The organism is Algoriphagus confluentis, from assembly GCF_036245625.1.
Lineage (GTDB): Bacteria > Bacteroidota > Bacteroidia > Cytophagales > Cyclobacteriaceae > Algoriphagus > Algoriphagus confluentis.
Genome location: NZ_BTPD01000008.1, coordinates 258,921 through 284,043, shown reverse-complemented (window position 1 = coordinate 284,043; position 25,123 = coordinate 258,921). Strand labels below are relative to the sequence as shown.

At 45.6% G+C, this 25,123-nt stretch carries 23 protein-coding genes and 1 pseudogene; 20 read left to right on the top strand and 4 right to left on the bottom strand.

The features are described from left to right. Positions 1–13: 13 nt before the first annotated feature. The 5 genes from AAA943_RS14020 (at position 14) to AAA943_RS14000 (ending at position 5,221) form a co-directional block, all read left to right on the top strand. The gene (locus tag AAA943_RS14020; RefSeq protein WP_338224889.1) at positions 14–1,084 is read left to right on the top strand and encodes a sensor histidine kinase; all 1,071 of its coding nucleotides are present in this window, start codon (positions 14–16) and stop codon (positions 1,082–1,084) included. Further along, positions 1,081–1,833 (top strand): LytR/AlgR family response regulator transcription factor, encoded by a 753-nt coding sequence (locus tag AAA943_RS14015; protein WP_338224888.1) that lies wholly within the window; start codon positions 1,081–1,083, stop codon positions 1,831–1,833. The genes AAA943_RS14020 and AAA943_RS14015 overlap by 4 nt, the downstream gene beginning before the upstream one ends. A 73-nt stretch (positions 1,834–1,906) precedes the next feature. After that, positions 1,907–2,722: a DUF4349 domain-containing protein gene (locus AAA943_RS14010; RefSeq protein WP_338224887.1), complete on the top strand. Its 816-nt coding sequence runs from the start codon at positions 1,907–1,909 to the stop codon at positions 2,720–2,722. A 66-nt stretch (positions 2,723–2,788) separates the two neighbouring features. Then, positions 2,789–4,312, top strand: coding sequence for an amidase (locus tag AAA943_RS14005; protein WP_338224886.1), 1,524 nt, complete (start codon positions 2,789–2,791; stop codon positions 4,310–4,312). Positions 4,313–4,324: 12 nt separating this feature from the next. Continuing rightward, the gene (locus AAA943_RS14000) at positions 4,325–5,221 is read left to right on the top strand and encodes a cation diffusion facilitator family transporter (protein ID WP_338224885.1); all 897 of its coding nucleotides are present in this window, start codon (positions 4,325–4,327) and stop codon (positions 5,219–5,221) included. Positions 5,222–5,234: 13 nt separating this feature from the next. On the opposite strand, the gene AAA943_RS13995 is transcribed toward AAA943_RS14000, so the two are convergent. After that, positions 5,235–5,690: a DUF4251 domain-containing protein gene (locus AAA943_RS13995; RefSeq protein WP_338224884.1), complete on the bottom strand. Its 456-nt coding sequence runs from the start codon at positions 5,688–5,690 to the stop codon at positions 5,235–5,237. Between the two features lie 248 nt (positions 5,691–5,938). Here AAA943_RS13995 and AAA943_RS13990 point away from each other — a divergent pair, with 248 nt between their 5' ends. From AAA943_RS13990 to AAA943_RS13945, 10 genes and pseudogenes are all read left to right on the top strand, one after another. Next, entirely contained in the window at positions 5,939–7,009 is a 1,071-nt protein-coding gene (locus tag AAA943_RS13990; protein WP_338224883.1) for a DUF3500 domain-containing protein, read from the top strand. Positions 7,010–7,011: 2 nt separating this feature from the next. Next, on the top strand, positions 7,012–8,394 hold the full coding sequence (locus tag AAA943_RS13985) for a sulfatase family protein (RefSeq protein ID WP_338224882.1): 1,383 nt from the start codon (positions 7,012–7,014) through the stop codon (positions 8,392–8,394). A 35-nt stretch (positions 8,395–8,429) separates the two neighbouring features. Beyond that, the gene (locus tag AAA943_RS13980; RefSeq protein ID WP_338224881.1) at positions 8,430–8,894 is read left to right on the top strand and encodes a nuclear transport factor 2 family protein; all 465 of its coding nucleotides are present in this window, start codon (positions 8,430–8,432) and stop codon (positions 8,892–8,894) included. Next, on the top strand, positions 8,891–9,592 hold the full coding sequence (locus AAA943_RS13975; protein WP_338224880.1) for a hypothetical protein: 702 nt from the start codon (positions 8,891–8,893) through the stop codon (positions 9,590–9,592). Before AAA943_RS13980 ends, AAA943_RS13975 begins: the two co-directional genes overlap by 4 nt. A 107-nt stretch (positions 9,593–9,699) precedes the next feature. Further along, positions 9,700–10,182: a (2Fe-2S)-binding protein gene (locus AAA943_RS13970; protein WP_338224879.1), complete on the top strand. Its 483-nt coding sequence runs from the start codon at positions 9,700–9,702 to the stop codon at positions 10,180–10,182. 10 nt (positions 10,183–10,192) lie between these two features. Then, on the top strand, positions 10,193–12,415 hold the full coding sequence (locus AAA943_RS13965) for a xanthine dehydrogenase family protein molybdopterin-binding subunit (RefSeq protein ID WP_338224878.1): 2,223 nt from the start codon (positions 10,193–10,195) through the stop codon (positions 12,413–12,415). 452 nt (positions 12,416–12,867) lie between these two features. Further along, positions 12,868–12,990, top strand: a pseudogene (locus tag AAA943_RS13960) (ATP-binding protein); the annotation flags it as partial. Positions 12,991–13,143: 153 nt separating this feature from the next. Next, positions 13,144–13,389: a DUF6364 family protein gene (locus tag AAA943_RS13955; RefSeq protein WP_338224877.1), complete on the top strand. Its 246-nt coding sequence runs from the start codon at positions 13,144–13,146 to the stop codon at positions 13,387–13,389. Then, positions 13,379–13,789: a type II toxin-antitoxin system VapC family toxin gene (locus tag AAA943_RS13950; protein WP_338224876.1), complete on the top strand. Its 411-nt coding sequence runs from the start codon at positions 13,379–13,381 to the stop codon at positions 13,787–13,789. Before AAA943_RS13955 ends, AAA943_RS13950 begins: the two co-directional genes overlap by 11 nt. Before the next feature lie 30 nt (positions 13,790–13,819). Continuing rightward, the gene (locus tag AAA943_RS13945; RefSeq protein WP_338220266.1) at positions 13,820–14,011 is read left to right on the top strand and encodes a hypothetical protein; all 192 of its coding nucleotides are present in this window, start codon (positions 13,820–13,822) and stop codon (positions 14,009–14,011) included. A 2-nt stretch (positions 14,012–14,013) separates the two neighbouring features. On the opposite strand, the gene AAA943_RS13940 is transcribed toward AAA943_RS13945, so the two are convergent. Both AAA943_RS13940 and AAA943_RS13935 read right to left on the bottom strand, forming a co-directional pair. Continuing rightward, the gene (locus AAA943_RS13940) at positions 14,014–14,748 is read right to left on the bottom strand and encodes a LytR/AlgR family response regulator transcription factor (protein WP_338224875.1); all 735 of its coding nucleotides are present in this window, start codon (positions 14,746–14,748) and stop codon (positions 14,014–14,016) included. Further along, on the bottom strand, positions 14,745–16,688 hold the full coding sequence (locus tag AAA943_RS13935; RefSeq protein WP_338224874.1) for a tetratricopeptide repeat-containing sensor histidine kinase: 1,944 nt from the start codon (positions 16,686–16,688) through the stop codon (positions 14,745–14,747). The genes AAA943_RS13940 and AAA943_RS13935 overlap by 4 nt, the downstream gene beginning before the upstream one ends. A gap of 169 nt (positions 16,689–16,857) precedes the next feature. Here AAA943_RS13935 and AAA943_RS13930 point away from each other — a divergent pair, with 169 nt between their 5' ends. The 5 genes from AAA943_RS13930 to AAA943_RS13910 all read left to right on the top strand — a co-directional run bounded on the left by AAA943_RS13930 (position 16,858) and on the right by AAA943_RS13910 (position 21,686). After that, positions 16,858–17,253 carry a RidA family protein gene (locus AAA943_RS13930; RefSeq protein WP_338224873.1) on the top strand — a complete coding sequence of 132 codons (396 nt, stop codon included), beginning with the start codon at positions 16,858–16,860 and terminating at the stop codon, positions 17,251–17,253. A gap of 11 nt (positions 17,254–17,264) precedes the next feature. Then, complete coding sequence (locus tag AAA943_RS13925; RefSeq protein ID WP_338224872.1) at positions 17,265–17,897, top strand: DUF2306 domain-containing protein; 633 nt, start codon at positions 17,265–17,267, stop codon at positions 17,895–17,897. A gap of 97 nt (positions 17,898–17,994) precedes the next feature. Further along, a complete protein-coding gene (locus AAA943_RS13920; RefSeq protein WP_338224871.1) occupies positions 17,995–18,867 on the top strand; it encodes an SDR family oxidoreductase in 873 nt (290 codons plus the stop codon). Positions 18,868–18,941: 74 nt separating this feature from the next. Next, entirely contained in the window at positions 18,942–20,111 is a 1,170-nt protein-coding gene (locus tag AAA943_RS13915; RefSeq protein ID WP_338224870.1) for a DmpA family aminopeptidase, read from the top strand. 264 nt (positions 20,112–20,375) lie between these two features. Beyond that, entirely contained in the window at positions 20,376–21,686 is a 1,311-nt protein-coding gene (locus tag AAA943_RS13910; RefSeq protein WP_338224869.1) for an APC family permease, read from the top strand. A 39-nt stretch (positions 21,687–21,725) separates the two neighbouring features. On the opposite strand, the gene AAA943_RS13905 is transcribed toward AAA943_RS13910, so the two are convergent. Further along, positions 21,726–24,974, bottom strand: a complete 3,249-nt coding sequence (locus tag AAA943_RS13905) for a S41 family peptidase (RefSeq protein WP_338224868.1) — start codon at positions 24,972–24,974, stop codon at positions 21,726–21,728. Positions 24,975–25,123 lie beyond the last annotated feature (149 nt).

Sequence of the window (25,123 nt, the reverse complement as noted above, 5' to 3'; positions counted from 1 at the left end):
CCTATCTTCCCCCATGACCTCCACCACCGCTGACTGTCAAGAGCAAAAAGGACTTTGGAATGACCTTCGCAAATTCCTTTTGATCAACTTGGGAATTGCATTCGCCCTGCAAGTGTATTTCTGTGCTTCCTGCCTTGTTAGCCTGGAAGGAATCATCAGCATCATCCCAGAGTTTATTTTCTCCTTTGTGGTATCCATGGCCCTGAGCTTTGGAGGCAGTAGGGTGGAGGATTTTTGGGACCCGAGGCTCTCTTGGATTCATCATCCGGTCAAGCGCCTTTTTGCTACGGTAATCACCTATATGGCTTATTCATTTGTGGCAAGTTTTGTGATCGTTTTCCTGTACACCTGGATAGATGGGCAGTTTACCTTGGCTCGAATACCTTGGGACGGAATCTTGGAGTTTACCTTTGTCCCCATGCGAATTGCCCTGATCTTCATGGCGATTTTCACTACCCGATCTTGGCTGATGGAATGGCGAAAATCCGCCATCGAAGCCGAGCAGCTCCGCTCCGAAAAGCTCGCCAGCCAATACCAAAGCCTCAAGGACCAGCTGAACCCCCATTTTCTTTTCAACTCGCTGAATGCCCTCTCCAACCTGGTCTATGAAGATGCCGATCGCTCGGCGGCATTCATCCAAAAGCTAAGCAAAATCTACCGCTATGTGCTCGATGTGCAGCAGGAGGAATTGGTCGAGCTGGACAGAGAGTTGGATTTTGCCCGCAATTTCCTGGAGCTTCAGAAAATTCGGTTTGAGGAAAACCTCAACTTCAAATTGGATGTGGCTCAATCCAAAGGGTTCTTTTTACCCCCGCTTTCCCTGCAACTTCTGCTGGAAAATGCCATCAAGCACAACATCGCTTCTCAGGAAAACCCGCTTTTCATTTCTATCCTGCAAAAGGGAGAGGAGCTTTGGATAAGCAATACCTTCCAACCCAAAACGAGCCAAACTGAGCCCTCCACTGGAGTGGGCTTGGAAAATATCCGATCCCGGTATCGCATTTTGAGTGATCAGATTCCGGAAATCTTTCAAACAGAACATGAATTTTTGGTCAAACTTCCACTTTTGAAAATCAGCGCATGAATATTCTGATCATCGAAGACGAAAAGCCCGCCGCAAATCGGCTAATCCGGATGCTCGGGGAGTATTTTCCCTCAGCTACGCTGATTGGAGATTTGGACACCGTCAGCAGGGCCGTGCGTTGGTTGGAGGAAAATCCGGCCCCTGAGCTAATTTTCTGCGACATCCAGCTTGCTGACGGGATCAGCTTTGAGATTTTTGAGAAAGTAAAAGTAAGCTCACCCGTTATTTTCACCACAGCTTATGACCAGTATGCTATCCAGGCGTTTCAGGTAAATGCCATGGACTACCTGCTCAAGCCCATCGATCCCAAAGATCTGGAAAGGGCAGTAGAAAAGTTTCGATCCCAAAACCTGAGCCCAAACCTGGATCTGGCGGTAATTAAAAGCCTGCTTCAACCTAAGGAAAAACTCTATAAAAGCAGGTTTTTGGTCAAATTCGGAGAGAAGATTCAAAGTATTCCCGTCGAGGAAGCCGCTTTCTTTTTCAGCGAAGAGCGGGTGACCTTTTTGCAGACCTTTTCAGGAAAAAAATACGTATTGGACTCGACTCTGGAGCAGGTGGAGTCCCAAGTGGATCCGGAGACCTTTTTTCGCCTCAACAGAAAATACATCTCCCATATCGACGCCATCGAAGAAGTCCTGACCTACTCCAACAGCCGGCTGAAAATCAAGCTTATCCACAGCGCGGATTCGGATATTCTGGTCAGTCGGGAAAAGGTGGCCGAACTGAAAGCTTGGATGGATCGATAAACGTTAAATTTTCTTCAGCATAAAGCAGAAAGCGCATTTGCTTCGTTCTTACATTTAAGTAAACCCACACGCTATGAAGCTTCTTCTTGCCAAGCTCCCCCTACTTTTCGGATTTATTGTCGCTGCCTGCGGCACACAGGATTCGGTCAACCTGCCTGTTTCGGATTCAGCAGATTCTTACCAAAAATTAGCTGAAGCTCCGTCAACTGAGCAACCTGCTCCGCAAACTGAATTCACCGAGCGAAAAATCATCCGGGAAGGGGATATCTATTTTGAGTGCCGGGACATTCAAGAAACCGATGCTTTTCTCAAAGCCGAAGTCAAAGCAGCGAAGGGCTTTATCTCCAATGAATCGGAAAACAGCTACGGAGAGCGAAGTGAGAAACGCCTGACGATCCGCATTCCTTCCGATCAATTGGATCCTCTTTTGGAGAAAATCCAATCCCATGCCGTAAAAATCGAAAATTCTAATATCCGGTCCGAGGACGTCACCGAGCAATTTATCGACGTCGAGGCCAGACTGAAAACCAAAAAAGAGCTCGAAAATCGATACACCGAGCTTCTGAAACTAGCCCGAAATGTGGATGAAATCCTCCAGCTCGAGCGGGAACTGGCCAATGTCCGAGGAGAGATTGAATCCATGCAGGGTCGACTCAATTACCTCAGCAATCGGGTTTCGCTCAGCACATTGAATGTGTCTTTTTTTGTGGAAAAGGAAACCGAGTTTGGCTTTTTCGGCAAAGCCATCGATAGCCTGAAAAACGGATGGACCAATCTTCAGTGGTTTTTTATTTTCATCCTGAATCTCTGGCCCTTCTTCCTGATTATCGCGGGGCTGTTGTTTTGGCTGTTGAAAAGGAAAAAAACACCTCCTCCCCCGATGAGATAGTGGGTTTCTTGCTTTTCCTTTAGTAAACCTACTGGACAATCCCCTTTTTGAAAGCTATATTCCCCCATGAATAGAATCTTAGCTTTCTTACTCTTGGGTTTGGTTTGGGCTTGCCAGAAGCCTCAAAAAGCACCCATTCCCCTAGAAGAGTTGACCATTTCCCAGATTCACCAAGGGTATCAAAATGGGGACTTCTCTTCAGAAGAGCTAACCCAAGCTTATCTGGACCGCATCCACGCTTGGGATTCCCTGACCAACTCCATTTCTTTCATCCACCCCGAAGCACTTTCCCAGGCCAGGGCTTTGGATGAGGAATTTGCCAAAACCGGAAAACTTCGGCCCCTTCATGGCATTCCCCTGATCGTCAAAGACAACATCAACACGCTAGGACTTCCGACCACCGCCGGAGCTTTGGCTTTGGCTGACTTCTATCCCGAGACGGACGCTTTCATCATCCAAAAGCTCAAGGATGCAGGAGCAATAATCTTGGCCAAATCCAACATGGCTGAGTGGGCCTTCAGCCCCATGCACTCGGAAAGTTCTACCCTTGGCACCACCCGAAATCCCTACCATCTCGATCACGTACCTGCAGGATCGAGCGGAGGCACGGGTGCCGCAGTTGCAGCCAATTTTGGAACCATCGGGTTGGGTACTGATACTGGAAACTCCATCCGCGGACCCTCTTCTCACCATGCTTTGGTGGGATTTCGCACCACCTTGGGCTTGGTCAGTCGGGAAGGAATCGTGCCGCTTTACCTGAGAAATGATGTAGTCGGCCCGATGTGCCGAACAGTAGAGGATGCGGTCAGAGTACTTCAGGTCATCGCAGGCTTAGATCCCAAGGACCCCATCACTGCAAATTCTCAGGGTAAAATTCCTGCTGACTATCTTCAATCGCTTCAAAAAGAGGATCTGAAAGGCTCGCGAATTGGCGTTTTCCGCACGCTGAGTGAAGCAGATCCAGATCCGGAGATTTCTGCCCTCTTCGAAAAAGCCATTGCCGACTTGAAATCTCTTGGAGCGACTCTGATCGACTCTGTGGAAGTGGAAAACTTTGATTCACTTCGCAGAAATCAGTGGTGCCCTGTTTTCCGTGAGGATCTGGAAAAGTTTCTGGCAGACTATGTCAAACGGGACACGATGAGTACTTTAGAAGATGTGATCCGAGTGGGCACTAAGTCAGACTATGCGCGAAATGGGCTGCAGAGGTTTGTGGAGCCCAACTTACCCGAAAATATGGATCAGGACTGTGGAGATCCATTTACCGACCTGAAGCGGATTGCCTTTCGGGAAGTGATCGAAAAAGTCATGGATTCCCTCCAACTTGACGCTTTGATCTATCCAAGTTGGAATCACCCTCCGGCCCTGATCAAGCGATTTCAAGAGGAGTACAAAGGAGACAATTCCCAGATTATTTCCCCCCACACCGGGCAGCCTGCGTTTACCGTTCCGATGGGATTTACTGCCAAGGGACTTCCGGCTGGTCTCCAATTCCTGGGGAAAATGTGGTCAGAACCGACCTTGATTCGTCTGACCTATGCATACGAACAAGGGACCTTACACCGGAAGCCTCCTGCTTTAACTCAATAATCCCAAAGAAGTATGGGGCATCATCATCAACACGGAGATACCTCGGAGAAAAACCTCCGGACCGCTTTTTTCCTGAATCTGGCCTTCACCGTTTTGGAATTCTTTGGGGGAATCTGGGTGAATAGTGTAGCAATCATTTCGGATGCCATTCATGACTTGGGAGATTCTATTTCCTTGGGGACTTCATGGTACCTGCAGCGCTATTCGAAAAAAAGCCCTTCGAAGACTTTTTCTTTTGGCTACCGCAGATTTTCCCTTTTGGGCGCGTTGATCAATGCGCTGATTCTTATCCTGGGTTCGGTCTTTATGATCCGGGAAGCCATTTTAAGGATCCTTTCTCCTGAGGCTTCAGATGCTCAGGGCATGTTCATTTTTGCGGTACTGGGCGTCGCGGTCAATGGATATGCAGCCTGGAAACTTCATGGAGGAAAAACCCTGAATGAAAAAGTGATTACTTGGCATCTTTTGGAAGATGTCCTGGGATGGGCGGCGGTTCTGCTGATATCGGTGATTTTGCTTTTCTTCCCAAATCCTTACTTGGATCCGGCTTTGTCCTTGCTGATTACAAGCTATATTCTCTGGAACGTGGGAAAAAGGCTGAAAGAAACCCTTTTTCTTTTCCTTCAGGGTCATCCATTGGATGTCAATCAGTCAGAAATCGAAGAGAAAATCCTTCAAATCCCCCAAGTCCAATCCATTCATCACACCCATATCTGGTCTCTGGATGGGGAGCACCATGTCTTTACCACCCATGTGAGACTCCGTGCCATCTCCGAAATAGACGAGATTCAGAAGGTAAAAAGCGATTTGAAAAGAATAATGAAACAATACCCTTTTGAACACTACACAATCGAAACCGAACTGGAGAATGAGGAGTGTCTAATGATTCATCAAAAAGGAAGAGCCTAGGACCTTCATTTCCTTACTTGATAAATCCGGTATAGGACATGGAGTCTTTGCTGTTGCTGATGATGCGCAGGCTGGCATTTCCGTTTTTCTGAACAGTAAGGTAAAGCGCCCGCACATCACTCTGCTCGGTCGGAGAAATCGTTAAATCCCAGCCTCCTTTTTTACGGTTTTTAACCGTAAAATCGAACTCCGAAAACTCAAATTTCATCCCTGAATCTGAGCCGGGGGTGCTTTGATAAGCACGTCCAAAAAAGGGTAAATCCCCAACGACTTTTTCCGGGCTGATATCCAAAGTGTAACCTGAATCCACCTGGATCATCCTTCCCTTCATACCTGTGGCCTGTCGGGCTTCAAATTCCAAGGTTTTGGCGTCCACAGAAGCCTGGAGCTCGGCCATTTCGGTCTGCTGTGCTAGAGCAACTGTACTTACCAACAGTCCAATTAGGAAGGCTATACCGTATTTTTTCATTTGGTTGAATTTACCAAATCCTAAAAAATAAAAAAATAGATCGAGAACCCGAATTCTCCTCAGATTTAACCTCAAGTTAGCACTTTCGATCGTTTTTGGTCCTGAGGCTTGCATCCGTTTTTTCAATGCTCTTCTCTGATTTTCAAAAGGTTTAAAGGAAAAGTCCAATTTATCCCCTAAATTCTAATCCTGAATTATTTCTGTTCATTCTACTACATAAAATCGGGCTTACACCAGTCATCCCACCCATGCAAAAAAAATTGCTGTTTCTGACTTTTTTCCTTGGATTAACCCTAGTCTCCCTGGGTCAAACAACCGAAAAACTCAAATCCTCAATATTGGATTTTATCCAAACTCTGCAAGACACCCAGAAAGAGGCAGTTACTGTTCCCTTTGAGGATAGTGTCCGTACTCGTTGGACCAATCTGCCTTTGGGTCTTGCCCCTAGGTCAGGACTTAGGTATGGAGACCTCTCTGAGGAAAGTAAGATTGCCTTTCACCGGATTTTGAATTCGGTATTTAGCTCCCAAGGCTATTTGAAAAATTTTTCCATCATGCAGGTCGACGACATTTTGCATGAGCTTTTCGAGATTCAATACCAGCAGGGAAAAGTCCCAGAAAGGAGTATGGAGTTTATCCGCAAGCTCAATTGGGACTTTGGAAATTACTATGTACTCTTGGCAGGGGACCCGGCAAAAGATGCCGACTGGGGATTAAAGTTTGAAGGCCATCATATTTCCATCAATCTCACCGTGGCTGGAGATGAATTTGCGATGACACCCTTGTTTTTTGGATCGGATCCAGCCCTGGTAGAGGCCACCCAATATGCTGGCCTGAGACCGCTAAGCAAGGAAGAGGACTATGGCTTTTGGCTGATTAATGCCTTGGATGAAGGCCAAAAATCAAAAGCTACTCTGGCGGGAGCTGTCCCCAGAGATATCATTACCAGCCCCGACAGACCTCAGTGGCTGGAAAGCTACCAAGGCATCAAAGGGTCTGAACTAAATGAAGGCCAGCAAAAAATCCTGCACTACCTGATTGAGGAATACATCGGGAATTTGGAAAAAGAAAAGGCAGAGGAATACTTGGCCAAACTTCATGCACGTGGGATGGGAGAAGTCTATTTCGCGTGGATCGGTAGCTATGAGCCGATGAAGGCTCACTACTATGTCATCCACAGTCCGGACTTCCTCATCGAATACGACAACGTAGGCTTTCTTGACAATGCCAATCACATCCACACCATCTTCAGAGAAAATGGAAATGACTTTGGAGAAGATATTTTGAAAAAGCACCGACTGGAACACAATCATAATTGACCATGAGATCATCACTTTTGCTTTTTGGACTACTCCTGACTTTTTCTTGTAGTCAAAAACAAGGGAAAGCAGAAGGAGAAAACCAACTTCCAAATATTGTCTTCATTTTCGCGGATGACTTAGGCTACGGGGATTTGGGCTGCTTCGGGGCTACGGATATTCTCACTCCCAATATTGACCGGATAGCAACTGAAGGCATCAAGTTTACTTCCTTCCTATCAGCCTCTCCGGTTTGCAGTCCTTCCCGGGCCGGGCTCTTGACCGGAAGAATGCCCCAAAGGATGGGAATCAATGCTGTTTTTTTCCCGGAAAGCCTTACAGGCCTGGCCCCCGAGGAAATCACCTTTGCCGAAATCCTGAAAGAGAAAGGGTACAAAACCGCCCATGTGGGGAAATGGCACTTGGGCCATATGGAAAAATATCTACCCCTCAATCAAGGCTTTGATTCCTACTATGGCATCCCCTACAGCAATGACATGGCTTCGGTGGTCTATCTGAAGGACAACGAGATCGACTCAATCTCTGTCAATCAGCGGTTTACAACCAAGACCTACACTCAAAAATCCTTGGAATTTATTGATCAGGCGGTGGATGGGCCTTTTTTACTTTATCTGGCGCATAATATGCCCCACGTGCCGATTTATGCTTCCCCTGAGTTTGAAGGGACTTCGCAAAGAGGGCTTTATGGAGATGTGATCCAGGAAATCGACTGGAGTGTGGGACAAATCCTCAAGAAACTGGAAGAGAAAGGGCTGATGGAAAATACGATGATTGTCTTCTCTTCAGACAATGGCCCTTGGCTGGTCATGGAAGACCATGGGGGTTCGGCAGGACCGCTCCGGGAGGGAAAGCAGTTCACCTTTGAAGGGGGGGTGCGGGTACCGACAGTAGCCATGTGGAAAGGAAAAATCGATCCCGGACAGGTGTATGAAGACTTGGCAACTCAGATGGATTGGTTCCCTACCTTTTGCAAATTGGTCGGTGCGGAGATTCCTCAAGATCGGGCCATCGATGGCAAAGATCTGAGTGCAGTTCTTTTCGAGAATGGCATGCGAGAAGGAGATGAGTTTCTTTACTACATGCTTTCTGATCAGAGAGGGTATCGATTGGGAGACTGGAAGGTGAAAAGACCCTTTGCAGGATTCGCAGGGAGTAGAGGCATGAAGGCCGTAGCAGCCCACGATACGCTGCTTTTCAACCTCAAAAACGACCCGGGAGAAACCACCAATCTGGCCAAGGAAAATCCTGAAAAATTGGCTCAGATGATGCGGACCATGGATTTGGCTGTACAGCAATTGGGGCCCTTGCCTCCTAGCCTGGTGGTCAGAGGACCACAGGACAACAGTCATTATATCTATTTGGAAGAGAAAAGGAAAAAGGAATGAGAACTCACCAAATTTTCCCAAAATCCCGCTTTTTCTTGACTTTTTTTAGCCTTTTATTTAGGTACAAGTTCCTAACTATTATCCTGTTTGGGCTTTCTTTTTCCAGTTTCAGCCAGGAAAAGGAAAGACTTGCTATTCTTGCCCAAAGGCAAGCTTCCAATCAGGCATTAAGAGACTTTGACGAGAAAAAGAACAATACCTTCATGACGGAAGATGCCTTGATTACCACCGGTACAGGCACTTTGATTTCCGGTAAAAAAGAACTTACCAAATATATCGAAAACTTGAAGGGTCCCAAGATGTATTGGGTAAGATCTCCCGATGAGGTGATCATTAATCCAGAAACTCAACTGGCCTGGGAAACTGGAACATGGAAAGGCTATGTGGAAGGGGCTGAGAAGCCTGTGGTGGGAGGTAAGTATTCTGCTCAATGGACCAAGAAATCCGGCACTTGGCTACTCCAATCTCAATTGTTTGTGGCTTTACCTTCTCAAAAATGATTTCACTTTTCCGCAAAATCCGCCAACAACTTCTCCGGGAAAACCGGATCACCCGGTATTTGGTCTATGCATTGGGAGAAATTTTCCTAGTAGTCATCGGAATACTGATCGCATTGGGGGTAAATAGCCTAAATGAACAGAGAAAACTTAAAGAAGCCGAAAGGGTACTTCTTCAGCAAGTGAAAACAGAAAACGAGTACAACTTGGATATATTTAGCCGAAACGTCGGGTATTTTCAAAATGTGGAAAAAAATCTTTTGGAGATGGTCAATGCTTTGACTGATTCTTCAGTTCCTAATCGGGACTCAATAGTTAAATCTCAGTTGAATTCACTATTGGACATTTCCAAAGTCGACTTCTCCGAGGAATACCTCATCCGATACCTCAATGCGTCGCAGCTGGGGGAGAATGAGTTAATTCCAGATTTCATAGAAATGAAAGACCTTTATCAAGCGCTGGAACTGGCCTCAAAAACCTCTTTTGATTACAAATTTGCCTCTATTCTTAGTTGGCTCGAAGAAGCCATGGACCTGAGTACAGGTGAAATTTTAAATATGGAAAAGCTCGAAAACGGAGTTTTCATCAATCGGATCATTATCCTAGGCGCCATAGAACTGGATATGGCTCAAAAAATGCAATTAGGCATGGACCAAGCAGAAAAAATCGATTCATTGCTTACGACGAGGCTAATCAAATAAATTCTTACTGCAGTCAACAAAACCGAAGGGATAAAAAATGAACAATACCCCCCAAAAACTTAACCTCACCCATCTGGTTATTTTCATAAATTGATATTTATTGCCTTATGCCAAAAATCACCCTATCCATCAATCAACAAGACTATCAAGTCGAAGCACCTTCCGGAATGCCTCTGCTTTGGGCTATTCGAGAACAATGCGGACTGACCGGAACGAAATTTGGCTGCGGCATAGCGCAGTGCGGAGCCTGCACCGTCCATGTGGACGGCAAACCTGTCCGGTCTTGCATCACTCCTGCTGCTTCAGTAGAAGGAAAAAAGATCACCACGATCGAAGGAATCGCTCCCAAGCCGGACGTTCTTCATGAAGTACAAAAAGCCTGGATCGAGCTTCAAACTCCGCAATGCGGGTATTGCCAATCGGGTCAGATCATGTCAGCAGTAGCTTTGCTCAATGAAAATCCTAACCCGAGCGACAGCGATATAGACGAAGCCATGTCTGGAAACATCTGCCGCTGTGGCATGTACGGCAGAATCCGTGCGGCCATCAAACAAGCATCTGCAGCCATTCAACAAAACGACATTCTTTAATATTCGAGCAATGAAAAAGTGGACTAGACGCGCATTTATAGGAGCAGGAGTTTTGGCAGGAGGTGCAGTCATTTTTGGAATTGCCATCCGGCCGGGCAACCGAGCCTCGAAAGTCGCCGGCTTGGTAGCCAAAGAAGGGGAAACGATGATGACGATCTGGATTAAAATCGCCCCTGACAATACCATTACAGCCATCATTCCCCATGCAGAAATGGGTCAGGGAGTACATACTGCCTTGGCAATGATGTTAGCTGAGGAATTGGAGGCTGATTGGTCTACCATCAGATTTGAAGAAGCCCCTGCCGCTAAGGAATATGCAAACTATGCAGTAGCTAAAGGTTTTGTTGCCGGAAACAAAGATTTTCCAAAGTTTCTGGATCAAACCATCGAGGGAGTATTTCTGACTGCCGTCAAATCCATGAATTTCCAGATTACTGGAGGTTCGGCCTCAGTTAGATTCACAGGTCAAATCGCCATGCGAATTGCTGGAGCTGCAGCCAAATCCATGCTGCTAGAAGCTGCAGCAGCAAAGTGGAAAGTCACTGTAGATGAACTTAAAGCAAGTAAGAGTGTAATTACTCATGAATCTTCTGGCCAAAAAATCACATATGGTGCACTAGCCCCTGAGGCCGCCAAGGAAAAAATGCCTTCCCATCCCAAGCTCAAAGAGGCCAAGGATTTTACACTCATTGGGACTTCAAAGCCCCGATTTGACATTCCTGCGAAAGTCACCGGTGAGGCCAAATTTGCCATCGACGTGAATATTCCCGGAATGAAATACGCCACAGTAGCTGCAAGTCCGGTTTTTGGAAATCGGATCAAATCAGTAGATACCTCTACCGAAGGCAAAGAAGGAGTGATCAAAATTGTCAATTTGGGAAATGCTGTCGCAGTGATTGCAGAGGGGTACTGGCAAGCCAAAATGGCGCTCAATTCCCTCAATATCACCTACGAATCCAGTGAGAATGAGCTCATCAGCCAAGAAGATATTTTAGCTCGCTACCGGGCTGAGATGGATCAAGCATTGGAAAAAGGCGAATTGGAAATACACCATCAAGCCGGTAAAGTAGAACCTGCCTTTGATCAGGCGGGGCAAATCATAGAAGCGGAATACCAGGTTCCTTTTTTAGCACATGCGACCATGGAGCCTATGAACTGCACCGTTTGGGTGAAAAACGGAGAGGCTGAAATTTGGTGCGGAAGCCAAAATCCCTTGGGATTTGCAGCAGCAGTCGCAGAAGAACTACAACTGGATCTGGAAAAAGTCACCGTCCACAACCAACTGTTGGGAGGAGGATTTGGAAGAAGATCCGAAACCGATGTGGTCCTTCAAGCCACCCGAATTGCCAAAGAGGTGGACTTCCCGGTAAAATTGATTTGGTCACGCGAAGAAGATACCCAACATGATGTCTACCGTGAAGCAGGAATCAGCCGGATGAAGGCCGCCTTGGATGGCTCCGGAAATCCAATCGCCTACCAAAATCAATTCATTTTTAAACATCATCCCCCGGAGGCAGCTGACATTCCTTACGAAGTGGGAAACCAATTAATTCACTTCTCCAGTCCCAAGACCTTTGTGCCTTGGGGGAATTGGCGCTCTGTGGATCACTCCACACATGCTTTTTATTCCGAATCCTTTATCGATGAGTTGGCTCATACAGCCCAGGTGGATCCTTTGCAGTATCGAAAAAAGCTGACAGCCTCCAAGCCTCGATTTCAAAAAGTCCTGGATACGGTATATGAAAAATCCGGTTGGAATTCACCCCTTCCTCCAAATTGGGGACGAGGCGTGGCCATCCATTATTCTTTCGGATCCCTTGTGGCGGAAGTTGCGGAAGTAGAAATCAAAACCAATGGAGAGGTGAAAGTGCATCGGGTAGTATGCGTGGCCGATCCTGGAATCGCTGTGAATCCGGATGGGTTTGTGGCCCAGATGGAGAGCGGCATCATCTATGGTTTGGCAGCTGCCATGACAGGAGAAATCACCATCAAAAACGGAGCCGTAGTGCAAAGCAATTTTCATGATTATCGAGTGACCCGAATGAATGAGGCTCCAAAAATCGAGACGCATATCATCAATTCGGGAAATCCTCCGGGTGGTGCGGGTGAACCGAGTACTCCTGCGATAGCTCCGGCAGTGACCAATGCAATTTTTGCTGCAACGGGTGTCAGAATCCGTCAATTGCCGATTTCAAAAACCGACTTGCGGGTTTCAGTCAAGCAGACGACCTAGAAGAAAAATGATCGTTTACTTTCAAAAAATCAGGCAATAACCTGTCTGGGAAATTGGTATATCCGCTATGATGCCAGTAGATTGAAATGGCCTTGACACTTCGACAAGCTCAGTGACCGAGCTTGGCCTCCGGGTTTGGATAGTTTTTAAGAGGGGAGTAGTTATAAAGTTTCGTTACTGGTACGAAAGCGGATATGCATTCTAGGAAAAAAGGATTTAAAAAAAAGTAACTACACATTTGATAAACCTGATTTGTAAACTCAATTGGAATTCTGCTTTCATTCCAGGTCAACAACAGGCATGAAATCCTTAAAAAATCAAATAGGTACATAAGCAGTGCTGTAGATTCATCTGAAATACCTAAGAATACCTTGAAAAGATTGGTGAGTCATCTTGAATTTATCCAAGCTTTGATTTAAACTTTTAAAGTTAATCTCACTACCAAACCAACCAGCTCTGGGACAGGATTGGGATTGAGTTTGAGCTATGATATGATTAAGGCTCATGGAGGGACTCTTGAAGTAGAATCCGAAGAGGGCAAAGGCACTGCTTTGAGTATAAAACTTAAAGTCTAAAGGCAAAAAATTACTTCTAAAACTTCTCAGATTGAAACTTTGAAAAATCAAGAATAAACGTCTTAAACTTTTATATTAATTCGAATACCGGCAAAATGGTGGATTAAAGGAAATTAATTTATATTTATACGTAGGAATTCTCTTATACGTATCATGAAAACTAAGCTTACACTCAGTGTCGATAAGGAAATTATTGAAAAGGGCCGGAAACTTGCCCAAAATAAACAACAAAGTCTGTCTTTTTTGATTGAGGAGCTACTCACTGAAGAAATCGAAAAAGCCAAAAAACAACAACTTGTCTTAATTGGTGAACTTCGGGGAATTGCGGGAAAAACTCCCGAGGAAACAGATTGGAAAGAAGTAATTCGTGATTCGGCAATGGAAAAGCATGGAAAATAGAGCCTTCATTGATACGAACATTTTTTTGGATCTAATCTTAGATCGAGGTGAATTCGGTTACAAAGCAGAAAAATTTCTTGAGTCCAGCGCCATTCAACAAGTCACCCTCTTGACCTCCATTTCTTGCATTCAGACCCTAATTTATGTGCTCCAAAAATCAAAATGCACGGAGGAGATAATTAGGAGTACAGTTGCCAAAATCAATCAATTAGTTTCCTTAGCTCAAACGCTCACCGAGGATATTGAACGTGCTATCCAATCGGATTTCAGGCATTTGGAAGATGCTATTCTTTACCAAACGGCGATTTCCAATCAATGCCAATATTTCATTACCAGAAATACCAAAGACTTTCCTGAAAGTAGTGATCAGATCAGGGTACTACTGCCCGAAGATCTTTAAATTGAAAGCCACTAATCATCAAAACCATCTATGGGACTATTCTGGAACCTAATCCAACAAAGCCAAATCTCCAGTCAGGACTCAAGAGCTTCCTCTTTGGAAGCGCGAGTGGCCTACCTGGAGAGCGAATTGCGAAAAACACAGGAATTATTGATCAAAACGCTAAAGGTATTGGAAGAGCAGAGCGGAAAAGACATCAATGGAGATGGAAAAGTCGGCTAAGCTCAGACTTTCCGAATGCTCCGCATCAAATCCTCCTTGTACATCTTACTGATCGGGATGACCTTTCGCTTGATCTCCAAGTGCGAATCCGCCACGGCATCCAGTTTTCTGATATTGACCACATAGGATCGGTGAACCCGCAAAAAATCCTTGCTTTCCATTTTTTGACAAAAGGTATTTAGCGGGCTTACAATCAGGTAATTCTGATTAGTGGTGATGATATTGCAATAGTTCCGGTCTGCTTCGATGTATAGGATATCATCGAGCATCAGCCTGATCAGTTTGCCGTTGTTTCGGATAAAAATCCGGTCATCCAGGCTTTCGATCAAGGAATTCGAGTTTTTCTCCTCGTCTGAATCCTCTTTGATTTTTTCAACCACGAGCTCAATGGTCCGCTCCAGATTTAGTTTGGTAAAGGGCTTGGAAATAAAAGCGTAGGGTTTGGTTTCCTTGGCTTTTTGAAAAGAGGCGTCATCCGAGTTGGCAGTCAGGTAGATCAATGGAATGGAAGCTTTTTCCTGAATTTCTTTTGCCGCATCTATCCCGTTTATTCCCCCTTTGAGTTGGATATCCATGAGAATGATATCGGGCCGGTTCTGTAATGCATGATTGATCGCATCTTCACCTCTGGATTCAATTCCTGTGACTTCATACCCAAGCTTCGACAGCTGCAGGGATATATTCGCAGCGATAATCATATCATCCTCCACAATCAAAATTCTCGTCTTCTCACTCATGCTGCTTTTCTATTTTTAAATTCAAAGTAAACTTCAGTTCCATGCTGGGTGCTGAGGGTCATCTTTCCGTCAAGCTGCTTGGTCAGGAGCCCTACCAGCTGAGTACCAAACCCTGTTCCTTGTACAGATTCGTTTTTGCTTATACCCTTGCCGTCATCTGTCACTTTCAAGTACAAATGATCCTGATCTTCCTTCAGGCTGATGGTAATTTCTCCTTCTCTATTATCCGGGAAGGCATATTTCAGTGAATTGGTAATCAGCTCATTGACGATCAGACCGATGGGAATAGCGCGATCCACATCCAGCTCCAAAGTGTCCATACGAACGTCCAGACTGATTCGACTTGAAGCATCGAAAGAATCAATAATATAAGAACCCAGATTGATAAAGTAATTTTTCATCTCGATCGCAGCCAGATTTTCCCCTTGATAAAGATTTTGGTGGATCATCCCCATGCTCTGAACCCGGTTTTGGCTTTCGATCATGATATCTTGAAGCTCCTCATTTTCGATTTGGGCAGTTTGCAAAGCCAAAAGGCTTGATATCGTTTCCAGATTGTTTTTGACCCGATGATGGATTTCCTTGAGCAGAAATTCCTTTTCCTGATTCTGCTTTTCAAGAAGCTGACTGTACTTTTTCTTTTTGGAAAAGATCCGATATAGGAAAAAGAGAAAGAACACCATCAAAGCGGTAAGAAGAAGGGTAAAAACCTGAATGATATTCTGTCGCTTCAACGCTTCCTCCTGAAGAGATATGGTATTTTCTTTTTGAGCAACACCCATCTCCGTTTGCAAATGGGCGATTCGCTGATCGGCCTCTGCATTGAAGACGGACTGATTTAGCTCATGATAGCGCTTAAATGCCTGATAGGAATTGGAAATTTCACCTGCTCCCTCGTAGGCTTCCGCCAATTCCCGATAGATCAGACTGAGAAAATAACGGTCTCCAAAGTCTTCGGTAGCCCTTTGGATACTTCGGTGGAGGTAGGTGATGGCATCCTGATAGAATCCCTGCTGTTTTTTTACTTTACCCAAAGAAAGCAGGGATCGCACGACCATAAATTCATTTTGAAGGAGCTCCGCGTACTTGAGTGCTTCCTTACCGGAGGTTTCCGCATTCGAAAAATCCTCCATGGCGAGATATAAATCCGTCAGCGCAATGTAGGTATCGCTGAGATTATTGTAGAAGCCGTATTGCTTCCCGATCTGTGTAGAGCGCTGAAAGAAGGGAAGAGCTTCCTGATATCGGCCAAGGGCCACCAGGTTGTTTCCAGTGACATGGAGCGTAAAATCAAAATCCAAGTCTTTGATCCCACGCTTCTCAAAAAGTGCAAGTGACTTCAGTCCATACTCCAATCCTTCCACGGACTTTCCCTGCTTCCAAAACAAGTTGCTGATATCGGAGTAGGCCATGGCCATGACTTTGGTATCTCCGTATTTTTCTCCGAGTTGGAGCGTCTGACTGGCGATTTCAAAAGCCTTTCCCAGGTCTCCCCTTCGCTCATGAACATAGCCCAAATTGGTCATCAGAAGCCATGTCTCCGGTTCTGGCAACTTTTCCAGGGCACTGGTCAAGACTAGCTCGGCTTGATCTAGCTTTTCCATCCTTAGCAAAATAGCTCCCTGAGCCACCTGCATCCTTCCTTCCCAGATTTTACTTTCGGCTTTTTGGGCTTCTTCCAATCCCTGATTGATCAGAATAAGGGATTTTCTGAGATTTCTCGTGTGAGAATAATAGCCTAAATCCCAAAGTATTTGAAGTCTGAGTTCGGTCTCTTCGACTGAAGGGAGTGATTGCTCAATAATTTCAAGATAATCTGCACCAAAGTCGTCAGTCTCCACAAAGACTTTTGAATAGTTGACTTTGCCATTTTTTGAGATTACCTGAGCCACTAGCTGAATCTGAAACAATACCAGGACCAGTATAAAAAATCCCTTCATCCGATTAATATACAATAAAATGTTTTTGAAAATCAAATGCTTATCCGGCAATTCTCCCGGGTAGGAAAATACGGGTTAGGGAAACATTTTGTAGATCTTCATCCCAAAGGCCATGGGAAGGAAATAAAATAGGGGGAGATTATTTCATCTTTTACAAACAGACTTGGAAATGACCAATCAAACACCGGAATTTTTCTCCCTAAGACCAGATCTCGAAAAGGCTTACGGCTATACCCATGCGGTAAAAATCGGAAATAGCATCAAAGTATCAGGCGCTGTCAGCATGGATGAGGAAGGCAATCCTACAGCCATCGGGGACTTCCTTCAGCAGATGAAAAACTGCTATGCCGATCTGGAAAAGGTATTGGCACACTACGGCTGCAGCTTCGATGAGGTGATCGTAGAAAATGTCTTTACCACAGCTATGCCTGCATTTTTGGAGCATGCCGCTTTTAGAAACTCGATCTATCAGAAGCAATTCCCTACTGGTTCATGGATTGAAGTCAAAGGCTTGGTCATGCCTGAGTTTTTGATCGAAATCGAGTTGGAAGCCCATAAGGTTTAAAATTTGTAGCTATGTCAAAAAGCGTGATTTCAATCGAAAAAAGGCCTAAATCCTGGCCTTTGCCTTTATTTTGGGTTTTCTTAATCTTTTTTGCAGGCAAATTCATCCTCAATGATGCGCTGCCTTACTTTGGGTTGGAGGAATCTGTTTTTGGAGACTATTGGGAAATGAAATGGCCTTTGATCGGCCATATTTCGGGAGGCCTGATCGCGCTCACTTTAGGACCATTTCAATTTTGGGCAGGCTTCAGGAATAACTATCTGAAAGTGCATCGGATAATGGGAATGGCCTATATCTGCGGAATTTTGATCGCGGTCATTAGCTCTATTGCACTTTCCCTCACCATCGCACTTGATTTCCACTGGACCTGGAGCTTATCCCTTATCGGGTTGGCATTTGCCTGGTTTGGCACCACCGGAATGGCCTTTCGCTTTATTCTTTTGCGCCGAATCAACCTTCATAAAGAATGGATGATCCGAAGCTATGTGGTGACTTTTGCCTTTGTCCTATTTCGGTGGTTGACGAGACAGCCTTTTTATGATGAATTGGGTCCTTTTGTGGAGACAGGTCCTACCGCAATTTGGCTTTCATGGGTCCTGCCACTTTTTATCACCGAGATCGTGCTTCAGTGGAATAAGCGATGAGCTATGTCTCTTAGAACTATCAATTGGCTTTCTGACTTAATAACGTAAGCATTTTTAAACATTCACTAATCCCAACAGAACTATAATTCTAAAAATCATGAAAAAAATACTCATTACCGGTTGCAGTACCGGATTCGGATTTGAAGCAGCAGAATATCTGGCTGAAAAAGGGCATCATATCTACGCAACCATGCGGAATGTCCACACCTCAAATGCTGCTGCCGCAAAGGCTCTTAGCGATTTTGCAGAAGCGAAAAACCTGACTTTGGAAGTGATAGAACTGGATGTGACATCAGACGAAAGCGTCACCAAAGCCATGAAGAACATCCCTAGTGTAGATGTACTCATCAACAATGCCGGTAGAGGATTTGGAGGTGCAATCGAGACCTTCAGCTTAGAAGAATGCCGAGCGCAATTTGACCTGAATGTACTGGGTAATATACGAATGATCAAAGCCGTGCTTCCCGGCATGCGGGCTCAAAAATCCGGCTTGATCATTCAGTTGAGTTCGATCGCGGGCAGATTGGCGGTACCTGGCTTTGGGATCTATTGTGCCAGCAAATGGGCCGTAGAAGCTATGAGTGAATCGCTTCGCTACGAGGTTGGCCCTTTAGGAATTGATGTGGCTATCGTCCAACCGGGACCTTTTTCCACCAAATTTCTTCCCAATGTCATCATCGGCAATGAAGATGAAGTGACAAAAGCCTACCCTCACATCCAAGCATTTAACGAAGGCTTTGTGGCCAATTCGGAAGCTGCCTTTGCAAACCAAGATGCTCCCACTGACCCAATGATTGTGGTAAAAATCTTTGAAGACTTGATCGATGCTCCAGCCGGACAGCGGCCTTTGCGGACGGAAGCAGGGTTGGACTTTGGTGTTAAAGCCATCAACGAGTCCTTGGAACCGCACAGAATCACCACCATGAACATGTTCCAAATCACCGATTGGGATGGAGCGAAAGTGAGCTAGCCTTTGACCACTTACCTTCCGATCAAGAAAGGAAGGAAATAGGCTGAACAAGATTTGTCAACTAGGTAAAATATATGAACAGACTGCTCTCAATTATTTCAATCCTGCTTATTTGTTCTCCTTCCTTTGGCCAAAAACAAAGGGCCAGAGATTTGGGAATTCCTCTGGATGGAAAAACCGGGAAATTGAATGCCATCACCGATGTCAATGGAATCGAAGTCGGACATACCACCTTGATATCCGGAGAGGGAGAATTGGTGGTGGGAGAAGGTCCTGTCCGGACGGGAGTAACTACAATTTTCCCAAGAGGTAAAAATTACGATCCCGTTTTCGCAGGCTGGTATAGTCTCAATGGAAATGGGGAAATGACAGGAACCACTTGGGTGGAAGAATCGGGTTTTTTGGAAGGACCGATTGCCATTACCAACACACACAGCGTAGGAGTCGTCAGAGATGCAGTGATCGAGTGGGAGTTTAATAACAATCATATTGATCCCTTGCCCGATGAACCAGACGTATTTTGGGCCTTACCAGTAGTTGCTGAAACTTACGATGGGGATTTGAATGACATCAACGGCTTTCATGTCAAAAAAGAGCATGTTTTTGCTGCTTTAGAAAATGCCCAAGCCGGTCCATCAGTCGAGGAAGGGAATGTTGGCGGGGGCACAGGGATGATTTGTCATCAATTCAAAGGAGGGATCGGAACCTCCTCCCGTGAAGTCGTGATCAATACTACCACCTACACATTGGGTGTATTAGTCCAGGCAAATTATGGAACAAGAGAGAGCTTGACTATAGCCGGGGTACCTGTGGGAAAAGAGATTTCTGACCGTCAGATTCTTTCAGATCCATTGAAACGCCAAGAAGAAAGAGGATCAATCATAGTGATCGTTGCGACTGACGCTCCGCTGCTTCCCCATCAATTGAAACGATTAGCAAGGCGAGTGCCCATAGGAATCAGCCGGGTAGGTGGATATGGAGGAAATGGCTCCGGTGATATTTTCATCGCTTTTTCCATTGCCAATTCTGGGGCTGCCGATCGGGAAAATGCTAAGCAAGTGAATATGATTCCCAATGACCAAATGTCTGCCCTTTTCTTGGCAACCGCCCAAGCGACGGAGGAGTCCATCCTAAATGCCTTGGTGGCAGCGGAAACGATGGTAGGAAAAAATAACACCACAGTCTATGATTTGCCCGAAAACGAAGTAGTGGAGCTTTTGAAAAAGTACGGGAGAATAGAATGAAGCCGGACATGATTCTAACATCCAAGGTGGAATAACAAAGGGAGACTGCTTTTTATCATATTAACCATTACTTTTTGACAGACAGGCCTCTTCGGGTTGAATGTATTATTGGGCAATTAGCCAAAAAAATGACTATCTTATTCTTATCCGAAAAATAATCTACCCTATTCGGGCACTGTCCAATGCTTTTCAACCTAACTGGATGAAATCAAAGCACTCGGCCTATTACATTAATTCTTATTTAGCTATCTTTTTTTCTATCGCATGAAAACCTCTCAAGAAGGACTGAAACGTGAAGTAGGCGTATGGGGGCTTTCGGCCAATATCGTCAATATTATGGTGGGGGCGGGGATATTCGTGCTGCCTGCCATCATCTCAGAGACCATGGGCGCTTCCGGCGTTTTGGCCTACCTATTCTGTGGACTACTGATCGCCTTGGTGATGCTCTGCTTTGCCGAAGCAGGAAGTAAAATCACCCAATCGGGAGGTGGCTATGCCTATGTCGAAAAAGCCTTTGGGCCCTTCATGGGATTGGTCGTCGCTGTTTTTTACATTGTTGCAGGCGTTTTTTCTATAGCGGCAGTATCCAACGCACTGATAGAAATTCTGGGTACTGCAGTCCCTCTTTTCAAAATATCAGGCGTCCGAATCGGCACCCTATTCTTGCTATTCTTTGGATTAGCAGGGCTAAATATTATGGGCATCAAGCAAGGAATCGGCTTAGTCAAACTCAACACCTTAGCAAAACTCCTCCCACTCATTCTTTTGATCAGTTTTGGCTGGAAGGATGTAGCATGGGGCAATCTCTCCTGGCAAACCGAACCTACCGTATCCAATCTTGGAAGCGCTTCCCTGGTTTTGTTTTTCGCCTTTATGGGAGGTGACTCCGGCTTGCAGATCGGAGGGGAGATCAAAACTCCACACAAAACCATCCCCCGTGCGATTTTCATCGCCATTTCATTTGTGGTCGTTCTTTACATCCTCATCCAGCTCGTAGCGCAAGGAGTCTTGGGAAACGCCCTTCCGGGATTCAAGGAAGCGCCTTTGGGAGAGGCTGCCGGCCTTATTTTTGGCCCGATAGGCTTTAGTCTATTCTTTGTAGGAGCTGGAATTTCCATGTTTGGAATGCTTAGCGGAGAAATCCTGAATACTCCACGAACAATCTTTCGCTTGTCTCGTGACGGCATATTTCCAGTCAAAAAATTAGCCTCCGTCCACCACCGATTCAAAACCCCACATTTCGCGATCTTATGCTATGCCGGAATGGGATTTACGATGGCTTCCATTGGGGGTTTTCAGACCTTGGCAGCGATTGCGGCATCTAGTCTACTTACTTCCTATTTGATTGTATCGCTGTCGATAATTGGCCTTCGCAGAAAAAAAGAGTATAAAAATATAGGCTTTGAAATACCTTTTGGGTTTACAGTACCTGTACTCTCCGCTGGAGTAATCCTCTATTTTTTATCCAACCTCAGCGGAATGGAACTAAGCAGAATTTTCATTTTGACAGGATTTTTGGCACTGATTTACTTCTCGGGAAAATCCATCAAAAAATGGAGGCAGCGAAACCAATGATCTCGCTGCCTCTAAGGAATTCAATAAACTAGCAGGTTATTAATCCTTCCCATTCTTAAAACTCAAATCCGGATAGGCAGGCGGAGCAGGTACAGGTCTTGGATCCTTTTTGATCAACTCTTTCAAATGCTCAATCGCCGCATCCAATTGGGCATCTTTTCCTTCAAAAGTCGCCTTAGGCAGATTGATCACCTCGATATCTGGAATAAAGCCCACTCCTTCGATCAGCCATTCTGTCCCATTTTCAGTTTCCCCATAGACCCCATTCATCGGTGCCCGGGCAATTCCATTATCCGACAGCGTATTCACACCCGAAAGCCAAACTTCTCCTCCCCAGGTTCTCGCACCGATGGCTTTGCCTAAGCCCAATCTTCGGAAGCCCTCGGCAAAAGCCTCTCCATCAGAAGCTGTAAACTCATCTACGAGCAAAACCAAATGCCCTCGGAACGCATAATTCATGTTCCAATACGGTTCTCCTGTGCGGCTTTTCCAATAAAAAAAGGCTTCCCGCATCAGTTTTTCCAGAATAAAGGAATCAATGTTCCCACCGCGGTTGTGGCGCACATCGATGACCAGGCCTTTTTTCTTAAACTGCGGATAAAAATCCCGATACCATTGTCCGATATCGCCTGAAGTCATAGCTCTCAAGTGGACATAACCGATATCTCCATTGGATTTGGCTTCTGTTGCCAGTCTGCGAGTGTACTCCCAATCATTGTAGCGTAGGTTGCTTTCCTGACCTGAACTCATAGGCTTGAGGATAAAGTCTCCCTTTCCGGCTATTGCCAGACGAACTTGCTTTCCAGACTTATCACGAAGCAATACCTGCATATCATCCACTTCCAAAACAGATGTGCCGTCGATATGTGTAATCACATCGCCTTCCTGAAATCCGAAGGCAGGATGGCTCAAAGGGGATTTCTCATCCGGATAGTCAGGATCGCTTTGGAAAATGTAATCGATTTTGTAGCCATTATTGGTTTTGGAGAAAAGTCCTCCGAGCATTCCAAACTGAATATTATCCTCCCCATCTCGGGTATCGCCTCCACGAACGGAAGTATGCAGAACAGAAAGTTCACCAATCAATTCGCCGATCACATCTGAAAGCTCATTTCGGGTGGTCACCCGGTCCACGAGCGGAAGGTATTTCTCGTACATTTTGTCCCAGTCCACCCCATGCATGCCTGCGTCGTAGAAATAATCCCGCTCCATGCGCCAAGCATCGGTGTAGATCTGTTTCCAGTCTTCCCGAGGATCTATGCTGAATTTCCAGCCGCTCAAGTCCAACTTGTTTTTAGATAAATCCGAAACAGGAGAAGTCCCCAGTTCTACCAAGTAATGATTAGAGCCCTGTCGAAGTAAGGCGTATTTGTTATTTGCTGAAACCGCGTAGCTGTTGATTTTATCAGCAAAAACCTTTTGCTCTGCTTTTTCAGAAATCGGAGTCATCATCAATGCGGGTTCATCCTCATTGGAAGCTCCTCCTCCGTAATACACTCCCGGACCCGGGCCGACCCGATGGTAGTACAAGGCCTTTTCAGTCACGATCAGGTTTTTGTAATTGCCAGCCGGTACGGGCACTTCTTGTACGCGCTCCATCAGTCCTTCCTCATCGATCTTCACGGCTACCGGACCTTCAGATTTTTTATCCTCAGCTTTCAGCTCATTTTTTGGAGTGAAAGGAGAAATCAGACCTTTTTGTAGTGGAATGTGATAGATTTTCATCTGCTTTTCCCAAAATGGTTCCGGCTGACGCTGTCCCCAAGGGCTTCCCACTCGGGTTTCGAAATTGCGGTCCGAAAGGAAATAAATCCACTTCCCATCCGCGCTCCATTGAGGATTGAGACTGTTGATGCGATCGGAAGTCAGGGTAACTCGCTGTTCCGTAGTCGGATTGAAGACAAAGAGTTGGGTAAAGGTATTGGAAGCGGCCTGTCCGTAGGCCAACCATTGACTGTCGGGTGACCAAGTCATGCTGCCATGTAGGTCCTCGTCGGTCAGATTGGCTTTGACTGCTTTTCCCGTGGCAAGATTTCTAATCCAAAGGTCATTGTTGAGATCGATCCAAGCCAACCATTTTCCATCCGGTGAAGGGGTCAAATTGAAGCGAAGGGTGGTTCCATTATCCGTCAATTGCTTTCCCTGATCCAAACCCAAACCGGAATATTGATGGATTTCAAATTCCCCGCTTTCATCTGAAAAGGTCAGAATATCCTTGGAATCAGTGGTGAAAACCGCATCTCGGTAACGCACGCCGTCTTTTCGGCTGAGACGAAGCATGCGCCCGTCTTTGGCAGGAAAGACAAAAACCCGACCCCGGGCAGTCAAGGCCACTTTTTCTCCATCATTAGAAACAGAAATATTGGTGATATAGCTGGCTGGGTTATCTACCCAATTTTCCCGCAACTGATCAAAATCCGAAACCAGATTGATCGCGATTTTCTGGGCTTGGCTTTGCCCCAAATCCATTCGGAATAAATCCGCTCCAGCCCGATAAACAAGCATATTTCCCGAAAGGGAATACTCACGAACATCGTAGGAATCTTCTTTCGTATGTTGTTGGATATTCGATCCATCGGAATTCATGGACCAAACATTCCCTATGCCATCCCGAGAAGAGATAAAGTACACTCTCCCCTGATGAAAAAACGGGTGATGGTCTTCGCCAGTGTAGTCTTTGGTCAATTTGACCGCCTCCGCGGCTCCGTTGCTGTATTTCCAAAGTTGGCGGGCAGTACCACCTTGGTAGCGCTTGGTGACATTGTTGTGATAAGTGGGTCTGACGAAAAAGTAGGTATCCGATTCCCGATCGAAACTACCCTCAGCGGCCATTTCCAGCGGAAGAACCCTCTTTTCCCTCGAATTGACATCAACCACTACCGTCCGCAATCGGGGAAGTGTGGAATATTGATTGGTGGTATATGCAAGTTCTGTGGCTGATTTCCAAGCCACCGACACAGAGGCCGAAGGTTCGTAAGTCAGCCTTTTGGGAATTCCTCCGGAAACAGGCATCACGTAGACCTCAGTGGGACCTTCGTAGCTGGCAGCATAAGCCACCCATTTCCCATCAGGGGAAATTTTCGGATCGGATTCATCGCCCGGATGGGTGGTAAGTCGAGTAGCCATTCCACCAGATAGCGGCGCCATCCAAATATCTCCCTCGGCGACAAAAACAACCGTGTTTTCATGCACATCCGGATGCATAAAGTATCCCGGGGCGGTTTGATTAAAACCAATCAATGGAAATAAAAGGGTGAAAAGAAAGAGCGTAAATTTTTTCATCATCATTCAATCATATGGTCTAGGTGAACATGTTGGAATTTAGGAAAAATAAAAAGGTATAGCGGATGAATTTATTTTAATGAATCCTTAGCTACTGCTATTGGTCAATTAAATTTTTCAGAATAATTTAAGAGAAACAAAGTCTTGATGTAAAA

Excerpts from the sequence above, each read along its gene's own strand:
- AAA943_RS14000 (WP_338224885.1), top strand. The coding sequence starts at position 4,325 with ATGGGGCATCATCATCAACACGGAGATACCTCGGAGAAAAACCTCCGG.
- AAA943_RS13975 (WP_338224880.1), top strand. The coding sequence starts at position 8,891 with ATGATTTCACTTTTCCGCAAAATCCGCCAACAACTTCTCCGGGAAAAC.
- AAA943_RS13955 (WP_338224877.1), top strand. The coding sequence starts at position 13,144 with ATGAAAACTAAGCTTACACTCAGTGTCGATAAGGAAATTATTGAAAAG.
- AAA943_RS13985 (WP_338224882.1), top strand. The coding sequence starts at position 7,012 with ATGAGATCATCACTTTTGCTTTTTGGACTACTCCTGACTTTTTCTTGT.
- AAA943_RS14010 (WP_338224887.1), top strand. The coding sequence starts at position 1,907 with ATGAAGCTTCTTCTTGCCAAGCTCCCCCTACTTTTCGGATTTATTGTC.
- AAA943_RS13925 (WP_338224872.1), top strand. The coding sequence starts at position 17,265 with ATGTCAAAAAGCGTGATTTCAATCGAAAAAAGGCCTAAATCCTGGCCT.
- AAA943_RS13970 (WP_338224879.1), top strand. The coding sequence starts at position 9,700 with ATGCCAAAAATCACCCTATCCATCAATCAACAAGACTATCAAGTCGAA.
- AAA943_RS13990 (WP_338224883.1), top strand. The coding sequence starts at position 5,939 with ATGCAAAAAAAATTGCTGTTTCTGACTTTTTTCCTTGGATTAACCCTA.
- AAA943_RS13905 (WP_338224868.1), bottom strand. The coding sequence starts at position 24,974 with ATGATGATGAAAAAATTTACGCTCTTTCTTTTCACCCTTTTATTTCCA.
- AAA943_RS13930 (WP_338224873.1), top strand. The coding sequence starts at position 16,858 with ATGACCAATCAAACACCGGAATTTTTCTCCCTAAGACCAGATCTCGAA.
- AAA943_RS13910 (WP_338224869.1), top strand. The coding sequence starts at position 20,376 with ATGAAAACCTCTCAAGAAGGACTGAAACGTGAAGTAGGCGTATGGGGG.
- AAA943_RS14015 (WP_338224888.1), top strand. The coding sequence starts at position 1,081 with ATGAATATTCTGATCATCGAAGACGAAAAGCCCGCCGCAAATCGGCTA.
- AAA943_RS14020 (WP_338224889.1), top strand. The coding sequence starts at position 14 with ATGACCTCCACCACCGCTGACTGTCAAGAGCAAAAAGGACTTTGGAAT.
- AAA943_RS14005 (WP_338224886.1), top strand. The coding sequence starts at position 2,789 with ATGAATAGAATCTTAGCTTTCTTACTCTTGGGTTTGGTTTGGGCTTGC.
- AAA943_RS13935 (WP_338224874.1), bottom strand. The coding sequence starts at position 16,688 with ATGAAGGGATTTTTTATACTGGTCCTGGTATTGTTTCAGATTCAGCTA.
- AAA943_RS13950 (WP_338224876.1), top strand. The coding sequence starts at position 13,379 with ATGGAAAATAGAGCCTTCATTGATACGAACATTTTTTTGGATCTAATC.
- AAA943_RS13915 (WP_338224870.1), top strand. The coding sequence starts at position 18,942 with ATGAACAGACTGCTCTCAATTATTTCAATCCTGCTTATTTGTTCTCCT.
- AAA943_RS13940 (WP_338224875.1), bottom strand. The coding sequence starts at position 14,748 with ATGAGTGAGAAGACGAGAATTTTGATTGTGGAGGATGATATGATTATC.
- AAA943_RS13995 (WP_338224884.1), bottom strand. The coding sequence starts at position 5,690 with ATGAAAAAATACGGTATAGCCTTCCTAATTGGACTGTTGGTAAGTACA.
- AAA943_RS13965 (WP_338224878.1), top strand. The coding sequence starts at position 10,193 with ATGAAAAAGTGGACTAGACGCGCATTTATAGGAGCAGGAGTTTTGGCA.
- AAA943_RS13920 (WP_338224871.1), top strand. The coding sequence starts at position 17,995 with ATGAAAAAAATACTCATTACCGGTTGCAGTACCGGATTCGGATTTGAA.
- AAA943_RS13945 (WP_338220266.1), top strand. The coding sequence starts at position 13,820 with ATGGGACTATTCTGGAACCTAATCCAACAAAGCCAAATCTCCAGTCAG.